The organism is Rhizobium arsenicireducens (assembly GCF_964021225.1).
On sequence record NZ_CAXHYK020000001.1, the window covers coordinates 4,082,264 to 4,104,344 of the forward strand.

16 protein-coding genes are annotated in these 22,081 nt (G+C 61.6%); 6 read left to right on the forward strand and 10 right to left on the reverse strand.

Going from position 1 to position 22,081, the window contains the following annotated elements; translation table 11 throughout:
* Nucleotides 1-31: 31 nt before the first annotated feature.
* The gene (locus ACWPVA_RS19950; protein WP_454289317.1) at nt 32-1,288 is read right to left on the reverse strand and encodes an AGE family epimerase/isomerase; all 1,257 of its coding nucleotides are present in this window, start codon (nt 1,286-1,288) and stop codon (nt 32-34) included.
* Between the two features lie 502 nt (nt 1,289-1,790).
* On the opposite strand from ACWPVA_RS19950, the gene ACWPVA_RS19955 reads away from it, so the two are divergent.
* Nucleotides 1,791-4,064 (forward strand): glycosyltransferase, encoded by a 2,274-nt coding sequence (locus ACWPVA_RS19955; protein WP_454289318.1) that lies wholly within the window; start codon nt 1,791-1,793, stop codon nt 4,062-4,064.
* A 46-nt stretch (nt 4,065-4,110) separates the two neighbouring features.
* The gene (locus tag ACWPVA_RS19960) at nt 4,111-5,412 is read left to right on the forward strand and encodes a glycoside hydrolase family 130 protein (RefSeq protein ID WP_454289653.1); all 1,302 of its coding nucleotides are present in this window, start codon (nt 4,111-4,113) and stop codon (nt 5,410-5,412) included.
* Nucleotides 5,413-5,499: 87 nt separating this feature from the next.
* On the opposite strand, the gene ACWPVA_RS19965 is transcribed toward ACWPVA_RS19960, so the two are convergent.
* The 7 genes from ACWPVA_RS19965 to ACWPVA_RS19995 all read right to left on the reverse strand — a co-directional run bounded on the left by ACWPVA_RS19965 (nt 5,500) and on the right by ACWPVA_RS19995 (nt 15,058).
* On the reverse strand, nt 5,500-7,803 hold the full coding sequence (locus ACWPVA_RS19965) for an EAL domain-containing protein (protein ID WP_454289319.1): 2,304 nt from the start codon (nt 7,801-7,803) through the stop codon (nt 5,500-5,502).
* Nucleotides 7,804-8,017: 214 nt separating this feature from the next.
* A complete protein-coding gene (locus ACWPVA_RS19970) occupies nt 8,018-8,788 on the reverse strand; it encodes an enoyl-CoA hydratase-related protein (protein ID WP_454289320.1) in 771 nt (256 codons plus the stop codon).
* A 3-nt stretch (nt 8,789-8,791) separates the two neighbouring features.
* Nucleotides 8,792-9,706, reverse strand: a complete 915-nt coding sequence (locus ACWPVA_RS19975; protein WP_454289321.1) for a hydroxymethylglutaryl-CoA lyase — start codon at nt 9,704-9,706, stop codon at nt 8,792-8,794.
* A 1-nt stretch (nt 9,707) separates the two neighbouring features.
* Nucleotides 9,708-11,705 (reverse strand): acetyl-CoA carboxylase biotin carboxylase subunit, encoded by a 1,998-nt coding sequence (locus ACWPVA_RS19980; RefSeq protein WP_454289322.1) that lies wholly within the window; start codon nt 11,703-11,705, stop codon nt 9,708-9,710.
* 7 nt (nt 11,706-11,712) lie between these two features.
* Entirely contained in the window at nt 11,713-13,314 is a 1,602-nt protein-coding gene (locus tag ACWPVA_RS19985; protein WP_454289323.1) for a carboxyl transferase domain-containing protein, read from the reverse strand.
* Between the two features lie 7 nt (nt 13,315-13,321).
* Nucleotides 13,322-14,494, reverse strand: coding sequence for an isovaleryl-CoA dehydrogenase (locus ACWPVA_RS19990; RefSeq protein WP_454289324.1), 1,173 nt, complete (start codon nt 14,492-14,494; stop codon nt 13,322-13,324).
* Nucleotides 14,495-14,584: 90 nt separating this feature from the next.
* On the reverse strand, nt 14,585-15,058 hold the full coding sequence (locus ACWPVA_RS19995) for an Lrp/AsnC family transcriptional regulator (RefSeq protein WP_454289325.1): 474 nt from the start codon (nt 15,056-15,058) through the stop codon (nt 14,585-14,587).
* A 214-nt stretch (nt 15,059-15,272) separates the two neighbouring features.
* On the opposite strand from ACWPVA_RS19995, the gene ACWPVA_RS20000 reads away from it, so the two are divergent.
* The 4 genes from ACWPVA_RS20000 (at nt 15,273) to ACWPVA_RS20015 (ending at nt 20,025) form a co-directional block, all read left to right on the forward strand.
* Entirely contained in the window at nt 15,273-16,460 is a 1,188-nt protein-coding gene (locus ACWPVA_RS20000; protein ID WP_454289326.1) for an acetyl-CoA C-acyltransferase, read from the forward strand.
* A 63-nt stretch (nt 16,461-16,523) separates the two neighbouring features.
* Nucleotides 16,524-17,756 (forward strand): thiamine pyrophosphate-dependent enzyme, encoded by a 1,233-nt coding sequence (locus ACWPVA_RS20005; RefSeq protein ID WP_454289327.1) that lies wholly within the window; start codon nt 16,524-16,526, stop codon nt 17,754-17,756.
* 1 nt (nt 17,757) lies between these two features.
* Nucleotides 17,758-18,771: an alpha-ketoacid dehydrogenase subunit beta gene (locus tag ACWPVA_RS20010; protein WP_454289328.1), complete on the forward strand. Its 1,014-nt coding sequence runs from the start codon at nt 17,758-17,760 to the stop codon at nt 18,769-18,771.
* A 3-nt stretch (nt 18,772-18,774) separates the two neighbouring features.
* Nucleotides 18,775-20,025 carry a dihydrolipoamide acetyltransferase family protein gene (locus ACWPVA_RS20015; protein ID WP_454289329.1) on the forward strand — a complete coding sequence of 417 codons (1,251 nt, stop codon included), beginning with the start codon at nt 18,775-18,777 and terminating at the stop codon, nt 20,023-20,025.
* A 21-nt stretch (nt 20,026-20,046) separates the two neighbouring features.
* On the opposite strand, the gene ACWPVA_RS20020 is transcribed toward ACWPVA_RS20015, so the two are convergent.
* Both ACWPVA_RS20020 and ACWPVA_RS20025 read right to left on the reverse strand, forming a co-directional pair.
* A complete protein-coding gene (locus ACWPVA_RS20020; RefSeq protein ID WP_454289330.1) occupies nt 20,047-21,411 on the reverse strand; it encodes an ATP-binding protein in 1,365 nt (454 codons plus the stop codon).
* A complete protein-coding gene (locus ACWPVA_RS20025; RefSeq protein WP_454289331.1) occupies nt 21,408-22,070 on the reverse strand; it encodes a response regulator in 663 nt (220 codons plus the stop codon). Before ACWPVA_RS20025 ends, ACWPVA_RS20020 begins: the two co-directional genes overlap by 4 nt.
* Nucleotides 22,071-22,081: the final 11 nt, after the last annotated feature.

A 22,081-nucleotide genomic window follows, 5' to 3' on the forward strand; every position in this document is an offset into this window, starting at 1 on the left:
GCTTGTGGTGAACGGAGCATCCGGGCAGGTTTCATGGGGCAGAGAGATTTCTCGCCAGGGACGTCTGTTGCAAACTGAGCGCCGTTTGCGGCAGGGCGAACGGGCCTGACGCCCGCCCGATCCGTTGCTTGTCCGATGCGGCAAAAGCAGACCGTGTCTCGGTTGCGTTCAAGAGCTCCACCACGGCCGTCCAGAGGTGGTAAAGGGAGCTTGCCGGGATCGTCTTGGCGATCGGGTTGCCCTCGAGATCGAGCGCATCGTGCCAGCAGCCCGCAGGCGCGGCCGACAGGTAGGTCTCCAGGATCACTTTCGCGACGGCTTCCGCTTCCGATCGGTGGGTGATATCGCCGAGCGCATAATACTGCATCAGAAATGCCTTCAACATTTCGACCTGGGGCCACAGCCGGCGATGCGGTGCAAGCGGCGCGCCGTCGAAGGTGGCTTCATCAAGCAGAAGGACCGATCGCTCGAAGCGTCCGACAGTCAAGCCGGTCGTCAGTAGTGTTTCGCAGCGTTCCTGGACATTCCGACCGGTCAGCAGGTCATAGCGCCTTGCCAGCCAGACCCACTCGCACATGTGGCCGGGTTCAAGCCGATTAGAGCGAAACCGGTCGGAAACCTCCCAATGCGGTCCGAAATTCTCGCGTAGCGGTCCCAGCGTGCCAGCATTGAAATGCGTAAGGAACAGGGCAAAGAGCCTATCGACCATTTGCCCGGATCGGGCATTGTCACTGGTCTCGCAAAGCGCCAGGCTTGCCTCCAGATAGTGCATATGCGGATTCTGGCGCCGGGGGAGCGAGCCGATGCTATCTTCGGCCCATCCGCCGAAGGGATCGTTCAGCGTTTGATCAACGGCGGCGATCGTCGCTTCGATGTGCAGCCGGTACTTGGGATCGTTCGTTGCCTTATAGAGCCAGGCAAGAGCCAGCAGCATGCAGGCATTGTCGTAGAGATCGCGCTCAGGATCCAGAACCTCATCGGTGAAACGATTGATTGTTCGTGCATACCCGGGCTTGTCGCCCGCGGTCCAGGCAACGCGATGCAGGTTGTGAAAGGCGCGTTCTGCCTTTTCCAGCGAGCCGGGCGGGCCGACTTTCAGTACGCTCGCATGCGCGTAGACATAGATCAATCGCCCGACCGTCCTTGTACGAACAATGCCTGTGGTCTCCGGCGTCCCATCGAGTTGAAGCGACTCCATGAAGTGGCCATGCTGCTCATCAAAGGCGGTCGCCGCCCACTTTGGCAACGCCTCGTCAACGACGTAACGCTCCAGCTTTTGCAGGCTCATGGATTTCTACCTTTCAGGAAGAGAGTGCGCGCTTCGGTAGCGGTTCAAATGCTCTTCGAAACGCGTTGGGTGCTGCTGCCAGCTCAGTGCCTAAGGGACTCGCGACTGAAGGAAGTGCCGCGGCATTCAGTGTGGAAAGCGTTAATCTTGGGTTGTAAGTCGCGAATTTCTAAAATCTTTCCGGTGACTGCGATTGTACAACTAGGAAATTACTGCATTTTAATTGTGATTTTCAGAAATTATTCTGATGCTATGGAATCATGATTCTGCCTTATTGTGAGATTTATTTGTGGTAACACACAATAACAGCCGACGAATATTAACAAGCCAATCAAATGGAACCTGTCGCATCTGGCGCGAGAGCTGCTTTCGTATCGAGAACACGATGGCGCGCAGGCAAACCGTTTGCGAATTTCGCGTGAAGCATCTGTCGAGGCATTCCTCTGATCCTGCCCAACCTGAATTCCGGCTAGTGCCAACCTTTCGAGAAGGGAATGCCGGAATGCGCTCTTTCAAACGTCTTGCGATCATTGGCAACTCACTGCCGCGGCGTTGTGGCATCGCGACTTTCAGCTGCGATCTGCAGCAGGCCATGTCGACGTCCTACGACCAGATTGAGACGTCCATCGTTGCCATGACCGACAACAAACAGACCTATGACTATCCGGCACAGGTCATGGCCGAAATCCATGACGAGGTCCTGCCGGAGTATGTCGCTGCGGCCCATCAGCTGAACGCCGGTGGCTATGATGTCGTGTCTCTGCAGCACGAATTCGGTATCTTTGGCGGCGAGGCGGGTTCCAACATCATAGCGCTCCTCCTGCGTCTGAAGATGCCGATCGTCACGACATTGCACACGGTGCTCTCGGAACCGACCCCTGCACAACGGGTGGTGCTCCAGCAGATCGCTACCGTTTCGGCGAGAATCGTGGTGATGGCCGAAAAGGGACGAGAACTCCTGCAATCGGTCTATGGCATCCCGGCGACAAAGATCGATGTCGTCGCGCATGGCATCCCCGACGTTGCTTTCAGCGAGCCGGACGCCGCCAAGGAGAAGCTCGGTTTTGCCGGCAAGTCGGTTGTCCTGACGTTCGGTCTGCTGTCGCCCAACAAGGGCATCGAGGTCATGATCGATGCGATGCCGGCCATCCTGCAAACATGTCCCAATGCCGTCTATGTCGTTCTGGGCGCCACACACCCGAACCTCCTGCGCGACGAAGGCGAAGCCTATCGCGAAAGCCTCAAGGCACGTGCGGAGGCGATTGGCGTCGGCAGCAAGGTCGTGTTCCTCGACCAGTTCGTCGATCAGCCAATATTGCTCGACTTTATCTCGATGTGTGACGTCTACGTGACCCCTTACCTCAATGAAGCGCAGATGACTTCGGGAACGCTCGCCTACAGCTTCGGGCTCGGAAAGGCGGTCGTTTCAACCCCCTATTGGCACGCAAGAGAACTGCTGGGCGATGGCCGCGGTTGCCTCGTGCAGTTTAACGCACCACCGGAGACCGCCGACGCCATCGCCCAACTGCTGAGTGACGCACCGCGTCGGCAGGCGATGCGAGAGCGGGCCTATGCCAGCAGCCGGTCCATGACCTGGGATCAGACGGCGCAGAAATACTTCGCAACCTTTATGGACGCCTTGCGCGACCAGCCGGCCAAGCCGGTGGCGTCTCGTGCCCAAAGCGTTGTTCTGGCCAGCCCGGGAGGGCCAAGCATCAATTGCGCACATCTCTTGGCGATGTGCGACGACACCGGAATCGTACAGCATGCCGTCAATTCGGTGCCGGACCGTTTGCACGGCTATTGCGTCGATGACAATGCGCGCGCGCTGATCCTTGCATGCGGTTTGTGGGCGGCGGGTGAAAAGGGATTGCCAGACCCCTTGGTGGCGCGTTTCGCGGCCTTTGTTCAACACGCCTGGAATGTCGACTTGGGGCGCTTCCGCAATTTCATGGGGTTCAGCCGCACATGGCTGGAGGACAGAGGCTCTGAAGACAGTCATGGTCGGACGCTTTGGGCGCTTGGCGTTTGCGCCTCGAGCGACAAGGACCAGGGGCGTCGTGACTGGGCAGCCGCGCTCTTTCCGCAAGCGCTGAAGGTCGTGGAGAGTTTCACCTCCCCGCGCGCCTGGGCGTTTACCTTGCTCGGCCTCGACAGCTATTGCAGCGTCCGGCCGGACGATCGTGGTGCAGTGCACCTCCGAACGCTGCTGGCGGATCGACTAATCGACCTGCTGGCGCTTGCAGAAGCGCCGGACTGGTTCTGGTTCGAGCAGGGCCTCTCCTACGACAATGCGCGTTTGAGCGAGGCTCTGATCCGCACCGGTAGCGCAACGGGGTCAGCCCGATACACAGACGCGGGCGTGCGCACCCTGACCTGGCTGATGACGCGCCAGACCGCGGCAGAGGGCCATTTCAGGCCTGTGGGCACCGAGGGTTTCCACGATGTGCGCAAGCGGCCCCGGCTGTTCGATCAGCAGCCGGTCGAAGCGACAGCGACAATTTCTGCCTGCATCGCCGCATGGCGGGTGACCGGCGACAGCGACTGGCGCGACGCCGCCTGGCGCGTGTTCAGCTGGTTCACCGGCAACAATGATCTCGGCGTACCGTTGATCGATGAAACAACAGGCGCCTGCCTCGACGGTTTGCATGCCGACCGGCCAAACCAGAACCGCGGCGGTAAATCCGCGATCTGTCTGCTGATTAGCATTGTCGAAATGCGCGAGCTGTCGCAACTGGAGGGGCGCCGCCCCGGAACCTTCGAATGGCGTGCCTGACCAGGACGCCATCTCCGTCACAACCGATAGCAACGCCGAGGCGACTTTGTCCCATCCCGCATTCCTGACCCGCCAAGCTCTCCATCTTCGTCCCGATTCATCCCGGGTGATCGTACGTCCCTTCAAACCGGCCACGGAACCGCGTGATCTCAATTCGACCGAGAGGTCGCGGGCAAACAACATCGTCGAGAGGGTTCTCTCCCTGGATGATCAGGCCACGGCAACTCAACTGTCTGATATTCTAGAGAATTTCGAGGGCCGGCATCGCAATCTGCTGAGAATATTCGAGGCCCGGGCAGATGCCATGGAGGAGGCGTTCACCGGACATGTCGCCTTCAGTCAGATGCAGCGCCAGCTGGTCGGTGCCTATTTCCTCAACGAATATTCCTTCGAGGCTGCGGCATTATTCAATCCGAGCATCGTGGCGCATCCCGACCAGAGCGGGGCGTCACCCGGCGGTTTGCGTTTCATCCTCAGCCTACGCGCCGTCGGGGAAGGGCATATCTCGTCCTTGACCTTCAGGTCAGGCGAAGTGGCCGCCAATGGCGCGGTTCTGATTGATCCGCCTGAAAGGCTTGCCTCGCTGCCGCAGGTTCTCGGCACCACGGTGCTCGATGACCACGATGGGGTCGATCTTGCCTTCAAGGACGACAGCGATGTCAGCGAGCGCGTGATCTTTCCGGTGACAGCTGCGCAATCCAACGGCATCGAGGATGCCCGCTTCGTGCAGTTTACGGATGAAGGCAAGTCAACCTATTACGCGACCTATACCGCCTATAGCGGCCAGGGGATCCGCTCGGAATTGATCGAAACGACCGATTTCATCAATTTCCACATGACCGCGCTTCAAGGAGCTGCGGCCCGCAACAAGGGCATGGCGCTCTTTCCCCGCAAGATCGACGGCAGGTTCGCCATGATCGCCCGCCAGGACAATGAGAACCTCTATCTCATCTATTCGGACGATCTGCACTACTGGGACGGGGGCAAGATGCTGATGGAACCGAAGTTCCCCTGGGAGTTCGTGCAGATCGGCAACTGCGGCTCGCCCATCGAATTGGAGGAGGGCTGGCTGCTGCTAACCCACGGTGTGGGCCCGATGCGCCGCTATTCGATCGGCGCCACGCTTCTCGACAAGCGCGATCCCTCGCGGATAATTGCACGCTCGGTCGAGCCGCTCCTGCACCCGGAACCCTCCGAGAGGGAGGGATATGTGCCGAATGTCGTCTATACCTGCGGCGCAATCCGCCATGGCAATCTGATCGTCCTGCCCTACGCGATTTCGGACAGCTATTCGAACTTCGCCACGATGAGCATTGGGGCGCTGTTGGCGGCCATGGCGCTCGTGTAGGATGGCAACCGGCATCCCCGGGCCTTCCATGATGCGATCACCATCGGCGTGCAGGACAACGGCCGACAGCGTTGTCCAAGGAGTGGTCTATTGCCGACCTAGAAGCGGGGCGGAACGGAGAAGCGCCTCGCATTGTTCGGCATCAATCGGCCTGCTGAAATAATAGCCCTGCATGTCTTCGCACCCGCATTGCAGAAGGAAAGCGGCCTGGGTTGCCGTCTCGACGCCTTCGGCGATTACGTTCAAGCCCAGCTTTTGCGCAAGCGAAACAATAGCCGCAGTGATCGCCATATTACCGGCATCTTCCGGAATATCGGCGACAAAGGAGCGATCGATCTTCAACCGGGATACCGGGAAGCTGTTCAGGGCGCTCAGACTCGAATAGCCGGTTCCGAAATCATCAATCGCGAGCTTCACGCCGAGCCCGGTCAGTTGTCGCATGCGGTCGATCGCGCCGTTCATGTCCTGCATGATCAGGCTTTCAGTGACTTCAAGCTCAAGGTATTGAGGATCGAGGCCACTGGTCGCAAGCGCATCTGCCACCTGCGATACCCAGGCTCTTTCCCTGAACTGGCGGGCCGACACATTCACGCTCATGACCAGGGGTGGGAGACCCTGTTCCTGCCAGGCTTTTGCCTGCCTGCACGCCTCGTTCAAGACCCAGTCGCCAATGTTGGCAATAAGTCCCGTCTCTTCAGCCAGCGGAATGAAGTCCGAGGGAAATACCAGGCCGAGCTGAGGATGTTGCCAGCGTATCAGCGCTTCCACACCAGAGACAGCACCGGACTGCTGGTTCCACTGAGGCTGGAAGTGCAGGACGAATTCGTCCTTCCCTAGACCCTGGCGCATCTGTTCGGTCAGCTTGAGCTTCTCGTGAGCCGTCTCTGCCATTTCGGTTGAGAAGATCTGCAAGTTGTCGCGGCCGACTTCCTTTGCCCGATACATCGCAGCGTCGGCGTTCAGCAGCAATTGCGCGACTGACATGCCGTGAACAGGGTAGCATGCGACGCCGATACTGCTCGTGACATGAAAATGCAGACCTTCCAGAAGCATCGGTTCGGCAATCCGCCTGCGCACGTGCTCAAATTTCTCCGAGAGCGAGCTGTCGGCGCCGCGTGCGATGGGGAGAGCGATTATGAACTCGTCGCCCCCGACCCGCGCCACCATTCCGCCGTCCTCAACGCATTCGCGCATTCTGGCCGCCGTAATCTTCAAGAGATCGTCTCCGGCCGCATGACCCAGGCTGTCGTTTACCAGCTTGAAATTGTCCAGGTCCACGAAGGCGACCGCCACGTCTCGGCCAGCTTTTTCAGCGGAAGCCAGCAAATTCTCAAATTCCGCATCCAAGTGCAGTCTATTCGGCAGTCCCGTCAGAGCGTCGTGACGGGCCAGAAAGCTGATGCGCGCTTCCGCACGGCTCCGTTCAATCGCAATGCCGGCAAGATCCGCAGCCAGTCCGATCAGATCATTATGCCTGGGATCCGGAGCGCCAGGCCTTTCCGAATATAGGTCGAGTGTCCCAAGGACCTTGCCTTGAGACCGGATGGGCATTGACCGGCACGACCGCAATCCCAAGCGTCGCGCCATCCTCAGACAATGCTCCGAGGGAGGCGCGTCCATCAAATCGAGCGCGCTCTGCGGCTCGCCGGAAAAAGCCGCTCTGCCTGAAATGCCGGAACCGTGGCTTACCTCGATCAGGTTGACCAACTGGCAGTACTCGGCAGGAAGCGAAGGAGCGGCGCCCAGGGACAGTTGGCGACCGTCGTCGGTCATGACCATAACCGCTGCGCGTGTGTCTCCCATTCGCGCCTCGATCATCAAGACCAGCTCTTCAAGCAACCGATCGAGTGGCATCCCTTTTGCCACCAGTTCCAGAAGTCGCGCCTGGGTCTGCAAAAGATGCTCGGCGGCTTTGCGCGCAGTGATATCGCGGGACATGCCGACAACGCCGATCGATTCCCCTTTGCCGTTGCGTAACGGCACCCGCGACATCATCAGCCACCGCTCGTCGCCGCCTCGAAGCGCACGTTCCTCGATACCGAGATCAGCAAGGCCGCTCGTCATCACCCTGCGCTCGACCTCTGCGATGCTCGTGGCTGCGTCGAAGGAGTGGAGGTCGAAATCCGTCTTGCCGATCAATTCGCTCGCGTGGTCAAAGCCGTTATCGCGAACGACCGCTTCATTGACGAACAGAAAGTGACCATCCGCGTCCTTGGCATAAATGTAGTCCGGGATATGATTGATCATCGCCTCGAGCCAATTGTGGCGCTCGGCGGCCTCTTGTTCAACAGCCCTGAGATAGCTCATCGCGTTTGCCAGGCGATCAGTTTCGGTCTCAGCTCCAGTCACGGGAGCGATCCGACCTTCATTCAAGAGGGGCCTTTTTGTCATCGAATTTTCCGTCACAGGGGTCGAACATGCCCTGTGTGAGGTATGATCCCAGATATGATAACTTCGCGTAAACTCGTGTGCGAAATTCGTCCCCTTCCGAGGAGCTTCTTGCGACTGTTCGTGAGCGCAGCCGCGCCGTCAGGGGGTGGGCATAGGCGAAATGCGCCGGGGGTTGATGCGTTTGTAAATTGGAGGCGTTGGGATCAGAGCACGGTTAGTCGACCCATCGGGGCTTGCGCTTTTCGGCGAAGGCCGCGCGGCCTTCACGGGCTTCGGCGGTGTCTGCGAGATCGGCGATCTTGCGTTCGGCGAAGGCGAGCCTGTCATCGCCCCCCATCTCCCGCATCTCGCGCAGCGCCTTCTTTCCGGCAGCGATCGCCGCAGGGGAGCCTTGGTCGAGCCTCTCCAGAACAGCGGACAGCCTCGCGTCGAGCTCAGCTGACGGCACGCAACGTGTGATCAGTCCGCTCAATTCGGCCAGCGTCGCAGGAATGCCGTCGCCGAGATAGGCCATTTCCTGCAGCCGCCTCAGATCCATTTGCGGCATCAACTTCGCCGTAACCATCATCGGGAACAGGCCGACCCGGACCTCCGGCAGGCCGAATTTCACATGCTCGGCGGCATAGGCGAGGTCGCAGGCAGCGACGAGGCCGATGCCACCGGCAAGGGCGGAGCCGTTGATACGTGCGATAACCAACCTGCTGCAAGTTTCGATGGCACGCAGGATTTCGGCAATCGGATTGGCGCCGCCTTCGAACCGGAACATCCCGCCGGCGCTTTCCTTGAGGTCTGCGCCCGAGCAGAAGCTGCGTTCGCCGGCGCCTGTCAGCACCACCGCCCGTAGCGTCTCGTCAGACGAGGCCATGTGGAATGCTTCGACAAGGCCTTTGGCCAGGGCCGCATTGAGCGCATTGTGCACTTCGGGGCGATTGAGCGTCAGCCACAAGACCTTGCCTCGGCGCTCAATGAGCAGTTCATTGGCCATTTCTCACCCTCCAGCCTGTTGTCTGGCGAGCAGCGCCCGTCCAGCACGCGACATGTTCTGCCGGCCGAGCGTGCTGCTGATCCAGGCTCCCGTTTCGGCAACCGCCGCCAGATCGACCCCTGTCGAAATGCCCAGGCCGTGCAGCAGGTAGAGCACGTCCTCCGTGGCGACATTGCCGGTGGCGCCCGGCGCATAGGGGCAGCCGCCGAGGCCTGCGACCGAACTGTCGAAGACGGAAATGCCCTCTTGGAGGCTCGCCAGCACATTGGCAACGCCCTGGCCGTAAGTGTCATGGAAATGCATGGCGATCCTCTCACGCGGCAGATCGGCCGCAACCCGGCCGATGATGCTGCGGATCTGCGTTGCCGTGCCAACCCCGATCGTGTCGCCGAGCGACAGTTCATAGCAACCCATGGCGATCAGTTCGCTCGCCATGGCCTCGACCTCGGCGGGCGGCACGTCGCCGTCAAAGGGGCAGCCGGCAATGCAGGAGATATAGCCGCGGACCTCGATGCCTTGGGCGATGGCGAGATCGAAGACGTCGCGGAGTCGGGAGAGGCTTTCCGCCCGGGAGCATCCGAGGTTCTTCCGGCTGAAGCCTTCCGATGCGGAAACGAAGACCGCGATCTCCTGCACGTCGGCCGCAATCGCCGCCTCCATCCCCTTGAGGTTGGGCACCAGGGCTGGATAGGAGGTGCCGGATCGCCTCGACAACCTGCGGAATACGTCATCAGACGCCGCCATCTGCGGCACCCATTTCGGTGAGACGAAAGAACCCGCCTCCACGGCGGGCAGTCCGGCGGAGGCCAGTCGTTCAACGAGTTCGACCTTTACGCCGACAGGCACTTGAACGCTCTCGTTTTGCAGCCCGTCACGGGGGCCGACCTCGACGATCTTGACCCTTTGCGGCATCTCCATGTCAGTCGGTCTCCGGCTCAAAATCGACCAGCACGATGCCTGCCTCGACCATCGCGCCTTCCTCGCAATTCAGCGACATGACCAGACCGGCCATCGGCGCGCGGATCGTATGCTCCATCTTCATGGCCTCCATGATGACGAGCGCCTGGCCCGCCACGACCTGGTCACCGGCCCCGGCCAACACGGCGCGGATAACGCCGGGCATTGGTGACGTCAGCCCGCCGACCGATGCTTCGGGACCCTCGGATCCGGCGAGGTCGGGGGGCGACACGCGATAGCGGTTTCCCTCGATGAGGAGATCGAAGGCCTGTCCGTCCGGAAGGAAGTAGCCGGTATGTTTCCTTCCGCCGATCATCGTGGAAAGCCTGCCATCCTGGCCAAGCATGCCCTCGACCAGGATCGTTTCGCCGTCGACACCGATCTCGAAGCCGCGCGCCAGATGGGCAACGTCCAGTTCCATTGGCGTTTTTGCAAGAGAAAACCGCAGCGTCTCACGCGCCGGTTCATTGAGCCGGAAAGCATTCGTCATGCCCCATGGACTGTAAGGATCCGTTACAGCCATGGAGCGGCGCCCTGCCGTTGCCCTGCGCGCCAGCAAAAGGCCAAGTGCGGCCATCGCAACCGTGGTGTCGTCGGCTGTCGGTTCGAGCGTGAGCGCAGCCTCGTTGCGGGTGATGAAGCCGGTATCGAGATTGGCGTCCTTGAAATCCTCAAGTTGCGACAGCTTCGCCAGGAAACCGGCATTGCTGGTCACACCGGCAATCGCCGTGCCCCGCAGGGCGGCGCTGAGGCGCCGCACCGCCGAGGCGCGATCGATGTCCCATACGATCAGCTTTGCGATCATCGGATCGTAATGCACCGTGATTGCGTCGCCGGCACTGACGCCGCTGTCGATGCGGACGTGGGCGTTCGGCCCGGGCAGGACGAGATGGCTGATCCTGCCGATCGACGGGAGGAAGTCATGTTCCGGATCCTCGGCATAGAGGCGTGCCTCGATCGCATGACCGTGGATTTCCAGATCGGCCCAGCCGCTTGGCAGGCGTTCGCCGGCCGCCACCCGCAATTGCCATTCGACCAGATCAAGACCGGTGATGAATTCGGTGACCGGATGCTCGACCTGAAGCCGGGTGTTCATTTCCATGAAGAAGAATTCGCCGTTTTCATCGAGCAGGAATTCCACCGTGCCGGCACCGGAATAGTCGATCGCGCGGGCGCAGGCGACGGCCGCATCGCTCATTCGCTTGCGCAGGCTGTCCGACAGGCCGGGGGCCGGGGCCTCCTCGATGACCTTCTGGTGGCGGCGCTGGATCGAGCAATCGCGCTCGAAAAGTGAATGGCAGTTACCGTGGTTGTCGGCGAAGACCTGCACTTCGACATGGCGGGGGCGGACGAGATATTTCTCGATCAGCATCCGCTGGTCGCCGAAGGCGGCCAGCAACTCGCGCTTTGCGCCCGCCAGTTCGGCGGCAAAATCCTCCGGCTGGGAGACGATGCGCATGCCCTTGCCGCCACCGCCGGCGGACGCCTTTATGAGCACCGGATAGCCGATCTTCTCCGCCTCTGCGGTGAGCCTGTCGGGCGACTGGTCGTCTCCATGATAGCCGGGAACCAGGGGCACGCCGGCTGCCGCCATCAGGGTCTTGGCCGCGCTCTTGCCGCCCATCGCACGGATCGCCTCCGGGGGCGGGCCGATGAAGACGAGACCGGCGGCCGAACAGGCTTCGGCAAAATCAGCGTTTTCCGCCAGGAAGCCGTAACCGGGATGGATCGCATCGGCGCCGCTTGCAAGCGCGGCGGCAATGATCCTCTTGCCGTCGAGATAGGAATCGCGGGCCGGCGCCGGCCCGATCGCGTAGGCTTCGTCGGCCATGGCCACGTGGACTGCATCGCGATCCGCCTCGGAAAACACGGCGACCGTGCCGATGCCCATCCGATGCGCTGTTCGAATGACCCTGCAGGCGATTTCGCCGCGATTGGCGACAAGGATTTTTGAAAACATTGCCGCCTCACATCCTGAATATGCCGAACTGCGTGCGTTCGACGGGTGCGTTGAGCGCCGCGGAAAGACCGAGGCCCAGCACCATGCGTGTGTCCGCAGGATCGATCAGGCCATCGTCCCAGAGTCGCGCGCTGGCGTAGTAGGGATGGCCTTCGGTGTCGTATCGTTTCCGGATCGGTTCCTTGAAAGCCTCTTCTTCCTCGGCAGGCCAGTCTCTGCCTCGTGCCTGCAAGCCGTCGCGCCTGACCTGCGCCAGCACCGAGGCCGCCTGCTCGCCGCCCATGACCGAAATCCGCGCATTCGGCCACATCCAGAGGAAGCGCGGCGAATAGGCCCGGCCGCACATGCCGTAGTTGCCGGCACCGAACGAGCCTCCAATGATGACCGTGAATTTCGGCACTTTGGCGCAGGCCACCGCCGTCACCAGCTTTGCGCCGTCCTTGGCGATGCCTCCCGCCTCATACTTCTTTCCGACCATGAAGCCGGTGATGTTCTGCAGGAAGACGAGCGGAATGCCGCGCTGGCAGCAAAGCTCGATGAAATGCGCGCCCTTCAGCGCCAATTCCGAAAACAGGATGCCGTTGTTGGCGATTATGCCGACGGGATAGCCGAAGATATGGGCAAAACCGCAGACCAGCGTCGTACCATAGAGCGCCTTGAACTCGTCGAATTCGGAGCCATCGACGATGCGGGCGATCACTTCGCGGACATCGAAGGGTTTGCGCGTATCGTCGGGCACGATGCCGTGCAGTTCTTCCGCCGGATAATGTGGTTCGACAGGTCGCCGGATTTCAAGATCGATGTGTTTGGGGCGGTTGAGCGTGTCGACGATACGTCGTGCCAACGCCAGCGCATGGCGGTCATCATTGGCATAATGGTCCGTGACGCCGGAGGTGCGGGAATGGACGTCGGCTCCGCCCAGTTCCTCTGCAGTCACCACTTCACCGGTGGCGGCCTTTACCAGGGGCGGTCCGCCGAGGAAGATCGTACCCTGGTTCTTGACGATGATCGACTGGTCGCTCATCGCCGGCACATAGGCTCCCCCTGCCGTGCAGCTTCCCATGACGACGGCGATCTGCGGAATGCCTTCCGCCGACATGGTCGCCTGATTGTAAAAGATGCGTCCGAAATGATCCCGATCCGGAAAGACCTCGTCCTGCCGGGGCAGGTTCGCTCCGCCGGAATCGACAAGATAGATGCAGGGCAGGCGGTTCTCCCGGGCAATCTCCTGGGCGCGCAGATGCTTCTTCACCGTGAGAGGATAGTAGGTGCCGCCCTTCACAGTTGGATCATTGGCGACGATCATGCATTCGCGGCCGCTCACCCGCCCGATACCAGTGAGGATGCCAGCGGCCGGTACGGCTTCGTCATAGACCCCGTGTGCTGCGAATTGCGACAGTTCCAGAAATGGCGTGCCAGGGTCGAGAAGCGCGTTGATGCGATCGCGGGGCAGAAGCTTGCCACGTGACAGGTGCCGCGCGCGCGCCGTCTCGCCGCCACCCAAGGCGATGTCGGCAACCTTGGATCTCAGATCGTCGACAAGGCCGCGCATGAAGGCGACATTGGCATGATAGGTGGCGTCGCGGCTGAGGGAGGATTTGAGCTGCATCATCCCCTCACGCATTGCTCTTGAAGAGTTCGCGGCCGATCAACATGCGGCGGATCTCGCTGGTGCCGGCACCGATCTCGTAGAGCTTGGCGTCGCGCAAGAGGCGGCCGGCAGAGCTGTCGTTCATGTAACCGGTTCCGCCCAGAAGCTGGATGGCGTCAAGCGCAACCTGCGTCGCCCGTTCGGCCGCAAACAGGATTGCTCCTGCCGCATCCTGTCGGGTGGTTCGGCCGCTGTCACAGGCCCGCGCCACCGCATAGACATAGGCCCGTGACGCGTTCATGGCCGTATACATGTCGGCGATCTTGCCCTGCACCAGCTGGAATTCCCCGATCGGCTTGCCGAACTGGCGGCGTTCGCGGCTGTAGGGCAGGACGAGATCGAAGGCCGCCTGCATGATGCCGATCGGGCCGGCCGCCAGCACGGCCCGCTCATAGTCGAGCCCGCTCATGAGTACGGTGACGCCTTCGTTCACTTTGCCGAGCACGTTTTCCGCGGGCACTTCGCAATCCTCGAAGACCAGTTCGGAGGTCGGCGAGCCACGCATGCCGAGCTTGTCGAGCTTTTGCGCCGGCCGAAAGCCCTTGTATCCCTTTTCGACGATGAAGGCCGTCATGCCGCGTGGACCGGCCGCCATATCGGTCTTGGCATAGACAACCAGCGTATCGGCCTCGTGGCCATTGGTGATCCACATCTTGGTGCCGTTCAGCACGTAGCGATCACCCTTGTGTTCCGCCTTCAGCCGCATCGACACGACGTCGGACCCGGCTTCGGTCTCGCTCATGGCGAGCGAACCGACGTGCTCGCCGGATATGAGTCTGGGCAGATATCGCCGTTTCTGCTCGGGCGTGCCCCAGCGATGGATCTGGTTGATGCAGAGGTTGGAATGTGCCCCGTAGGACAGGCCGACGGAAGCCGATGCGCGGCTTATTTCTTCCATGGCCACGCAATGGGCGAGATAACCCATCTCGGACCCACCATATTCCTCGGCAACAGTGATGCCGTGCAGGCCAAGTGCACCCATCGCCGGCCAAAGGGCGCGCGGAAAGCGGTCCTCCCTGTCGATATCCGCTGCGATCGGCGCAATCCGGTCACGGGCGAACTTGCGAACACTATCACGCAAGGCGGCGATCTCCTCCCCGAGATCGGCATCGAAAATTGCGGCGAGATCCTGGCCCATCGCTTAAACTCCTCCTCCAGACGGATCGTAACGCAGCCGTCGCCTGCGATTAAAGGCAGCCGACGTCTCCTCCACGCCGGCTGCAGTGTCCTATGCCAGTTCGCCTCCGGTGAAAGCCGCCGAACGGCGCACGAATGTCTTGATCGCAAAATTGGACTGGATGCGCGCTACCCCGGGAACCGTGGTCAGGAAGTCGAGTAGCTGCTGGTAATGGGGCAGGTCACGGACCATGGCATGGATCAGATAGTCCGTGCTGCCGCTCGTCTGGTAGCCGCCGACCACTTCCGGGAGGGACGCGACGCTCTGTTCGAATATCGTCAGTACATCCTTGATCTGCCGTTCGAGCGTCACGGAGATAAACACGCCCATGGTGCCGAGCAGTCGGTTCTCGTCGAAAACGGCGGTGTATCCGCGGATGATCTGCGCGTCCTCCAGCTTGCGCACGCGCCTGAGCGTCGGTGTGAAGGAAAGTCCGATGCGGGATGCCAGATCACGCCAACTTATGCGCCCGTCCTCACTGAGGACGTGGAGGATTTTCCGATCGAAGCTGTCGAGATCTTCCATGGGTCAAATGATCTACAGTTCTTGGCACCAGTGGATCAAAGATATGAATCTTGAGTTGTCTGTCAATCAAAATAGCTTTGAAATGAATTCTGCATGGTGATACCGTTTACCAATCGCAGGTCGATGGGGTTATTTAATCTCATAATCCGGCGATGTGCAATTCGGGCTTGGAGGAGCCCGAATTCCAGCAAAGTTCTTTCCAAGGAGGTGGGAAGTGGCCGAGCATGATCCTATCGTTATCGTCGGTTTTGGCCGAACACCCATGGGCGGATTTCAGGGCGATCTGAAATCCGCAACAGCGCCCGCTCTCGGAGCAACGGCGATAAGCGCGGCGGTCGGGCGCGCTGGGATCGCCGCGGCCGAGGTCGACGAAGTCCTGTTCGGTTGCGTGCTGTCGGCCGGTCAAGGGCAGGCGCCGGCGCGACAGGCCTCGATTGGTGCGGGCATTCCGAACACCACCGGCGCCACCACGATCAACAAGATGTGCGGCTCGGGCATGAAGGCCGTGATGCTGGCCCATGACCTGATCGCCGCGGGCAGTTCGTCTGTCGCGGTCGCCGGCGGCATGGAGAGCATGACCAATGCTCCCTACCTGCTGGATCGCGCCCGTGCCGGCTATCGTCTCGGCCATGGCAAGCTGACGGACCACATGTTCCTTGACGGGCTTGAGGATGCCTATGATCGCGGCCGGTTGATGGGGACCTTCGCCGAGGATTGCGCCGACGCCTACCGGTTCACGCGCGAGATGCAAGATGCCTATGCGGTGGCCTCGCTGACCCGTGCCCGCAAGGCGATAGCCGAAGGTCGGTTCGAACACGAGATCGCTCCCGTCACCGTCGTTAGCGGCAGGACCGAGCAGGTGATCGCGATCGACGAGCAGCCCGGCAAGGCCCAGCCTGACAAGATCCCCACTCTCAAACCTGCCTTTCGCGACGGCGGCACTGTGACGGCGGCCAATTCCAGTTCCATTTCCGATGGCGCGGCTGCGCTGACGCTCATGCGCCGGTCTGAAGCGGAACGACGCGGCATCTTACCCCTTGCCACGATCATGGGGTACGCGACGGACGCACGCGCGCCGGCGCAATTCACCACCGCGCCGGTCGGTGCGCTCACTCGACTTGCAGAAAAGACCGGTTGGCAACTCGCAGATGTCGATCTGTTCGAGATCAACGAGGCCTTTGCGGTGGTCGTCATGACGGCGATGCGCGAACTCGACCTGCCGCATGACAAGGTCAACGTCCATGGTGGCGCTTGTGCACTCGGTCACCCGATCGGGGCTTCGGGGGCGCGGATCATCGTGACGCTGCTTTCCGCGCTTCAGCAGTATGACCTCAGGCGGGGGATGGCTGCGGTCTGCATCGGTGGCGGCGAGGCGACAGCAATCGCCATCGAGCGCGGCTGAAGACCATAGCGACTTGGTTCCCCGCCTGGAGGAGGTGGCGACCGTGAGGAGGAGCATAAGGGCATGACCGAGAGCACGCGTTTGAGCTTGCATGTGCCGGAACCGGCCGTCCGCCCGGGCGACCAGCCGGACTTTTCCAATGTTGAAATCTCAAAGGCGGGATCGGTGCCGAGGCCTGAGATCGACGCCGCGCCGGAGACCATGCGCGATCTGGCCTATTCGATCATCCGGGTGCTCAATCGGGAGGGCGAAGCGGTCGGCCCCTGGGCCGGCCTGCTGTCGGACGAGGAACTGCTTGCCGGGCTGAAGCATATGATGCTGCTGCGCGCCTTCGATGCGCGCATGCTGATGGCGCAGCGGCAGGGAAAGACATCCTTCTACATGCAACACCTTGGCGAGGAGGCGGTCAGTTGCGCCTTCCGCAAAGCCCTTTCCAGGGGCGACATGAATTTTCCGACCTATCGCCAGGCCGGATTGCTGATCGCCGACGACTATCCGCTCGTGACCATGATGAACCAGATTTTCTCCAACAAGGAGGATCCCCTGCACGGAAGGCAAATGCCCGTGCTCCATTCGTCCAAGGAGCATGGCTTCTTCACGGTATCGGGCAATCTCGCCACCCAGTTCGTCCAGGCCGTGGGATGGGCGATGGCCTCGGCGATCAAGGGGGACACGAAGATAGCGGCGGCCTGGATCGGCGATGGATCGACTGCGGAATCCGATTTTCATTCCGCGCTGGTCTTTGCCTCGACCTATAAGGCGCCGGTCGTTCTCAACGTCGTCAACAACCAATGGGCCATTTCGACGTTTCAGGGTATTGCGCGAGGCGGTTCCGGTACCTTTGCCGCACGCGGCCTCGGCTTCGGCATTCCGGCATTGCGGGTCGATGGCAACGACTATCTTGCCGTCCATGCCGTGGCGCGCTGGGCGGTGGAACGGGCACGTCGCAACCTCGGCCCGACACTCATCGAACATGTGACCTACCGTGTCGGTGCCCATTCCTCGTCGGATGATCCCAGCGCCTACCGGCCGAAGACCGAGTCGGAGGCATGGCCGCTCGGCGATCCGGTGTTGCGGCTGAAGAATCATCTCATCGTCCGCGGTGTCTGGTCAAAAGAGCGGCACCTGCAGGCTGAAGCCGAAATCATGGACATGGTGATCAGGGCGCAGAAGGAGGCCGAGAGCCACGGCACCTTGCATGCCGGCGGAAAGCCGTCCCTGCGTGACATCTTTGAAGGTGTCTATGCCGAGATGCCGCCTCACCTCCAACGTCAACACCAGATGGCGGGGTGCTGAGATGACCAGAATGACAATGATCGAAGCTGTCCGTAGCGCCATGGACGTCTCGATGGAGCGCGACGACGATGTCGTCGTCTTTGGCGAGGATGTGGGATATTTTGGCGGCGTCTTCCGTGCCACCCAGGGGCTCCAGGCAAAATACGGCACCACGCGTTGCTTCGATGCACCGATCAATGAATCCGGCATCGTCGGCACGGCGATCGGAATGGCGGCCTATGGGTTGAGGCCCTGCGTCGAGATCCAGTTCGCCGATTACATGTTTCCCGCCTACGACCAGATCACCCAGGAGGCGGCGCGGATCCGTTATCGATCCAATGGTGACTTCACCTGTCCGATCGTGCTCAGGATGCCGACGGGCGGCGGGATTTTCGGCGGTCAGACCCACAGCCAGAGTCCGGAGGCGCTCTTCACCCATGTCTGCGGTCTGAAGGTCGTCGTTCCATCAAACCCCTTCGATGCCAAGGGCCTGCTCATCTCGTCGATCGAGGATCCGGATCCGGTGATCTTCCTCGAGCCGAAACGTCTCTACAACGGTCCGTTTGACGGCCATCATGACCGGCCGGTAGTTCCCTGGTCGGCCCATGCGCTCGGCGAGGTTCCCGACGGGCACTACACGGTGCCGATCGGCAAGGCCGAGATCCGGCGGCCGGGCAACGACGTCACCGTGATTGCCTATGGCACAATGGTTCATGTGGCGCTGGCGGCGGCCGAGGAGACGGGCGTGGATGCCGAGGTCATCGACCTTCGAAGCCTGCTGCCGCTCGATCTCGACACGATCGTACAATCCGTTTCGAAGACCGGCCGCTGCGTGATGGTCCATGAAGCGACGTTGACCTCGGGCTTTGGTGCGGAGGTGACAGCGCTCGTGCAGGAGCACTGCTTCTACCATCTGGAAATGCCCGTGGTCCGCGTCGCCGGCTGGGACACACCTTATCCCCATGCCCAGGAGTGGGACTATTTTCCCGGTCCGCTCCGCATCGGCAGGGCGCTTGAAGAAATCATGAAGGGGTAACCCATGAGCGAATTTGTTCTCAATATGCCCGACGTCGGTGAAGGTGTTGCCGAGGCCGAACTTGTCGAATGGCACGTGAAGGTCGGCGATCCTGTCCGCGAAGACACGGTGTTGGCGGCCGTCATGACCGACAAGGCGACGGTCGAGATACCCTCGCCGGTGGCGGGCGTCGTGACCTGGCTTGGCGCAGAAGTGGGTGACACGGTCGCGGTCAAGGCGCCGCTGGTGCGGATCGAAGTCGCGGACGGCGGGGAGGAGCCCGTGTCCGTGCAGGATGAGCAATCGGCAGTGGAAGCGCAAACTCGTTTGCCGGTTGACGAGGCGCCAGAGCCGGTTTCGTCGCAGGCCGGGTCTCTGGCGGCTCCCGTCGCCGAACCTGTCTCCAAGCCGCTGGCGGCCCCAGCCGTTCGCCAACGCGCCAAGGAGGCAGGCATCGATCTTGCGCAGGTAGGGGGAACCGGGCCAGAGGGTCGCGTCACGCATGAGGATCTGGATCTCGTCCTGTCGTCCGGCGCGCATGCTCCGGCAACCACCGGCCTTACCCGAAGGACCTCCGTCGAGGAGATCAGGATTACCGGAATGCGGCGCAAGATCGCCGAGAGGATGGCGCTTTCCGTCTCGCGTATTCCCCATATCACCTATGTCGAGGAAGTCGACGTCACCGCTCTCGAGGAACTTCGCGCAACGATGAACGGCAGGCGAAAGCAGCATCAGCCGAAGCTGACGATCCTGCCCTTCCTGATGCGGGCGCTGGTCAAGGCGGTGGGTGAGCAGCCGTCGATGAACGCCACATTCGACGGGGATGAGGGCGTCATCACCCGCTACGCGGCGGTGCACATCGGCATCGCCACGCAGACGCCGGCCGGCCTCGCCGTTCCGGTCGTTCGCCATGCCGAGGCCCGCGGCCTATGGGATTGCGCTGGCGAACTGGCGCGCGTTGCCGAGGCCGCGCGAGACGGTAGCGCCCAGCGCGAGGAACTGGCCGGTTCAACGATCACAATCAGTTCACTCGGCTCGCTTGGCGGCATCGTCTCGACGCCGATCATCAACCATCCGGAAGTGGCGATCATCGGCGTCAACAAGATCGCCACGCGGCCCGTCTGGGATGGCAGGAGCCAGTTCGTGCCGCGCAAGGTGATGAACCTGTCTTCCAGCTTCGATCATCGCGTGATCGACGGCTGGGACGCCGCGACCTTCATCCAGCGGCTCAGGATCCTGCTGGAAACGCCTGCGCTGCTCTTAATTGAAGACTGAGGCCGTCTCGGCGGGAGGGCGCTACGCTTTGTTTCGCATCAGTGTCACCGCCACCGACAAGCCACCCTCGGTGCGGTTGCGAAAATCCAGGCTCCCGCCGAGGCGTTCGACGGCCATCTGGACGATGGACAGCCCAAGGCCGCTACCGGAGGCCGCCCCTTGGGAGCCCCTGTAGAACCGGTCGACCGCCCGCTTCTGCTCGGTCGGAGACATGCCGGGTCCCGGGTCGTCGATTTCGATCGTCAGGCGATCATCCGAGAAGCGGATGGCGCAGACGGCTTGCGTTCCCTCAGGGGCATGCTGTAGTGCGTTCTCCAGCAGGTTCCGCAGGGCCAACCGTAATAGTGTTCGGTCGGTTGCGATGCACATCGTCTCTTTTCCGGCATCGGGACGGATTGTGATACGTACATTTCGTTGAACCGCTACGGGCGACAGTTCGGTGGAAAGCTCCTCGATCAGCCGCAGCACATCGACCTCATCCTGCGCGACGGCGTTGTCCCGCGCATCCACCCGCGCCATGTCGATCAACTGCCGGACCATGCGACTGGTGCGGTCTACGCTGTGGAGAATCTGGCCGAGGGCCTGGCGCCGGGTGTCGGGATCCTCGCTGCGAATAGCGATCTGTGCTTGTGTCCTCAGACCGGCGAGCGGCGTTTTCAGTTCATGGGCGGCGTAGGCGGTGAAGTCGCTTTCCCTTGCGCGCACGTCTTCGACTCGCCGGAATAGGCTGTTCAAGGCGACGATCATGGGCCGGATCTCGCGGGGAGCCGGCGCCTCGGAGAGGGGGTGAAGCTCGGTTGCGGAACGCGATGAGAGGCTCGCCGCGATCCGGTTGAGCGGGGCAAGTCCGCGACCGACGCTCAGCCAGATCAGCACTGACAACAAGGGCAGGATCACCAGGGCCGGAAGCAGCAGACCCTTGATTACATCACCCACCAACTTTTCGCGGATTTTCAGGCTGTCGCCGACCAGCACCCGAACGCCAAGCGTCGGATTGATCACGGCAAAGACCCGCCACCGCTCTCCGTTGATCTCTGTTTCGGCGAATCCTTCACGGTGATCGGCCAGAGAGATGGCGGGTGCGCTTTCGGAACGGCTGACAAGCGTTCCCTGCAAGGACCAGATCTGACAGGACAGCTGGCGATTGTAGTCACCCTCTACACGCTCGAACTCGCTGCTTGGCTGCCGGGCATTGGCGGCAGCCACATCGATATGGTGGTCGGTGATCAGGGAGCTGACCATGCGCGCGGCTTCGGTCAGGCGCGCATCGAGCACCCGCTCGACCTCAGCCTGGGTGTTGACGTAGGTCCAGATCACCGCGAAGAGCCAGACCGCGCCCGTGGTGGCGAGCAGGATGGCAAAGAGCCTGATTCGGATCGAGGTCATGGCGTATCCCTCAGCCGGTAGCCGACGCCGCGGACGGTTTCGATCAGCCCGGGGCCGAGCTTGGCGCGGATCTTGTGCACATGGACCTCGATCGTATTGCTTTCGACATCCTCCTGCCAGCCGTAGAGCTTCTGCTCCAGCGCCGTCCTGGACTGGATTGTGCCGGGATTGTCCATCAAGGCTTGCAGGATGGTGAATTCGCGTCGGGACAGCGGCACGGTCCGGCCGTCCTGCTCGGCGCTCATGCGCGCCGGATCGAGGGTGACACCACGCCATTGCGGCCGGCTTTCCGCCCGCCCTTGCGCCCGGCGGATGATGGCGCGCAGACGCGCGGCCAGTTCGTCGAGGTCGAAGGGCTTGCCGAGATAGTCGTCGGCGCCGGCGTCCAGCCCCGCAATGCGATCACCCACTTCGTCGCGGGCAGTCAGCAGCAGAACTGGTGTGCGCTCGCCCGAGGTACGCAGTCGGGCAAGCATAACGAGACCGGAGCCGTCCGGCAGCATCAGGTCGAGTACGATGGCATCGAAGCGGTTGACGGCAACGGCTTCCAAGGCGTCCGCAACGCAGCCGACCACATCGACGGTGAAGCCGAGCATTTTCAGCCCGACCTTCAAGCCATCCGATAGAACCTCGTCGTCTTCAACCACCAGTAGACGCATCACACCTCCGT

What these genes read in the sequence shown, in the direction of transcription:
- ACWPVA_RS19995 (WP_454289325.1), bottom strand. Translation starts at nt 15,058, where the DNA reads ATGGAAGATCTCGACAGCTTCGATCGGAAAATCCTCCACGTCCTCAGT.
- ACWPVA_RS19970 (WP_454289320.1), bottom strand. Translation starts at nt 8,788, where the DNA reads ATGGCCAATGAACTGCTCATTGAGCGCCGAGGCAAGGTCTTGTGGCTG.
- ACWPVA_RS20005 (WP_454289327.1), top strand. Translation starts at nt 16,524, where the DNA reads ATGACCGAGAGCACGCGTTTGAGCTTGCATGTGCCGGAACCGGCCGTC.
- ACWPVA_RS19980 (WP_454289322.1), bottom strand. Translation starts at nt 11,705, where the DNA reads ATGTTTTCAAAAATCCTTGTCGCCAATCGCGGCGAAATCGCCTGCAGG.
- ACWPVA_RS19975 (WP_454289321.1), bottom strand. Translation starts at nt 9,706, where the DNA reads ATGGAGATGCCGCAAAGGGTCAAGATCGTCGAGGTCGGCCCCCGTGAC.
- ACWPVA_RS20010 (WP_454289328.1), top strand. Translation starts at nt 17,758, where the DNA reads ATGACCAGAATGACAATGATCGAAGCTGTCCGTAGCGCCATGGACGTC.
- ACWPVA_RS20020 (WP_454289330.1), bottom strand. Translation starts at nt 21,411, where the DNA reads ATGACCTCGATCCGAATCAGGCTCTTTGCCATCCTGCTCGCCACCACG.
- ACWPVA_RS19965 (WP_454289319.1), bottom strand. Translation starts at nt 7,803, where the DNA reads ATGACAAAAAGGCCCCTCTTGAATGAAGGTCGGATCGCTCCCGTGACT.
- ACWPVA_RS20025 (WP_454289331.1), bottom strand. Translation starts at nt 22,070, where the DNA reads ATGCGTCTACTGGTGGTTGAAGACGACGAGGTTCTATCGGATGGCTTG.
- ACWPVA_RS19950 (WP_454289317.1), bottom strand. Translation starts at nt 1,288, where the DNA reads ATGAGCCTGCAAAAGCTGGAGCGTTACGTCGTTGACGAGGCGTTGCCA.
- ACWPVA_RS19955 (WP_454289318.1), top strand. Translation starts at nt 1,791, where the DNA reads ATGCGCTCTTTCAAACGTCTTGCGATCATTGGCAACTCACTGCCGCGG.
- ACWPVA_RS20015 (WP_454289329.1), top strand. Translation starts at nt 18,775, where the DNA reads ATGAGCGAATTTGTTCTCAATATGCCCGACGTCGGTGAAGGTGTTGCC.
- ACWPVA_RS19985 (WP_454289323.1), bottom strand. Translation starts at nt 13,314, where the DNA reads ATGCAGCTCAAATCCTCCCTCAGCCGCGACGCCACCTATCATGCCAAT.
- ACWPVA_RS19990 (WP_454289324.1), bottom strand. Translation starts at nt 14,494, where the DNA reads ATGGGCCAGGATCTCGCCGCAATTTTCGATGCCGATCTCGGGGAGGAG.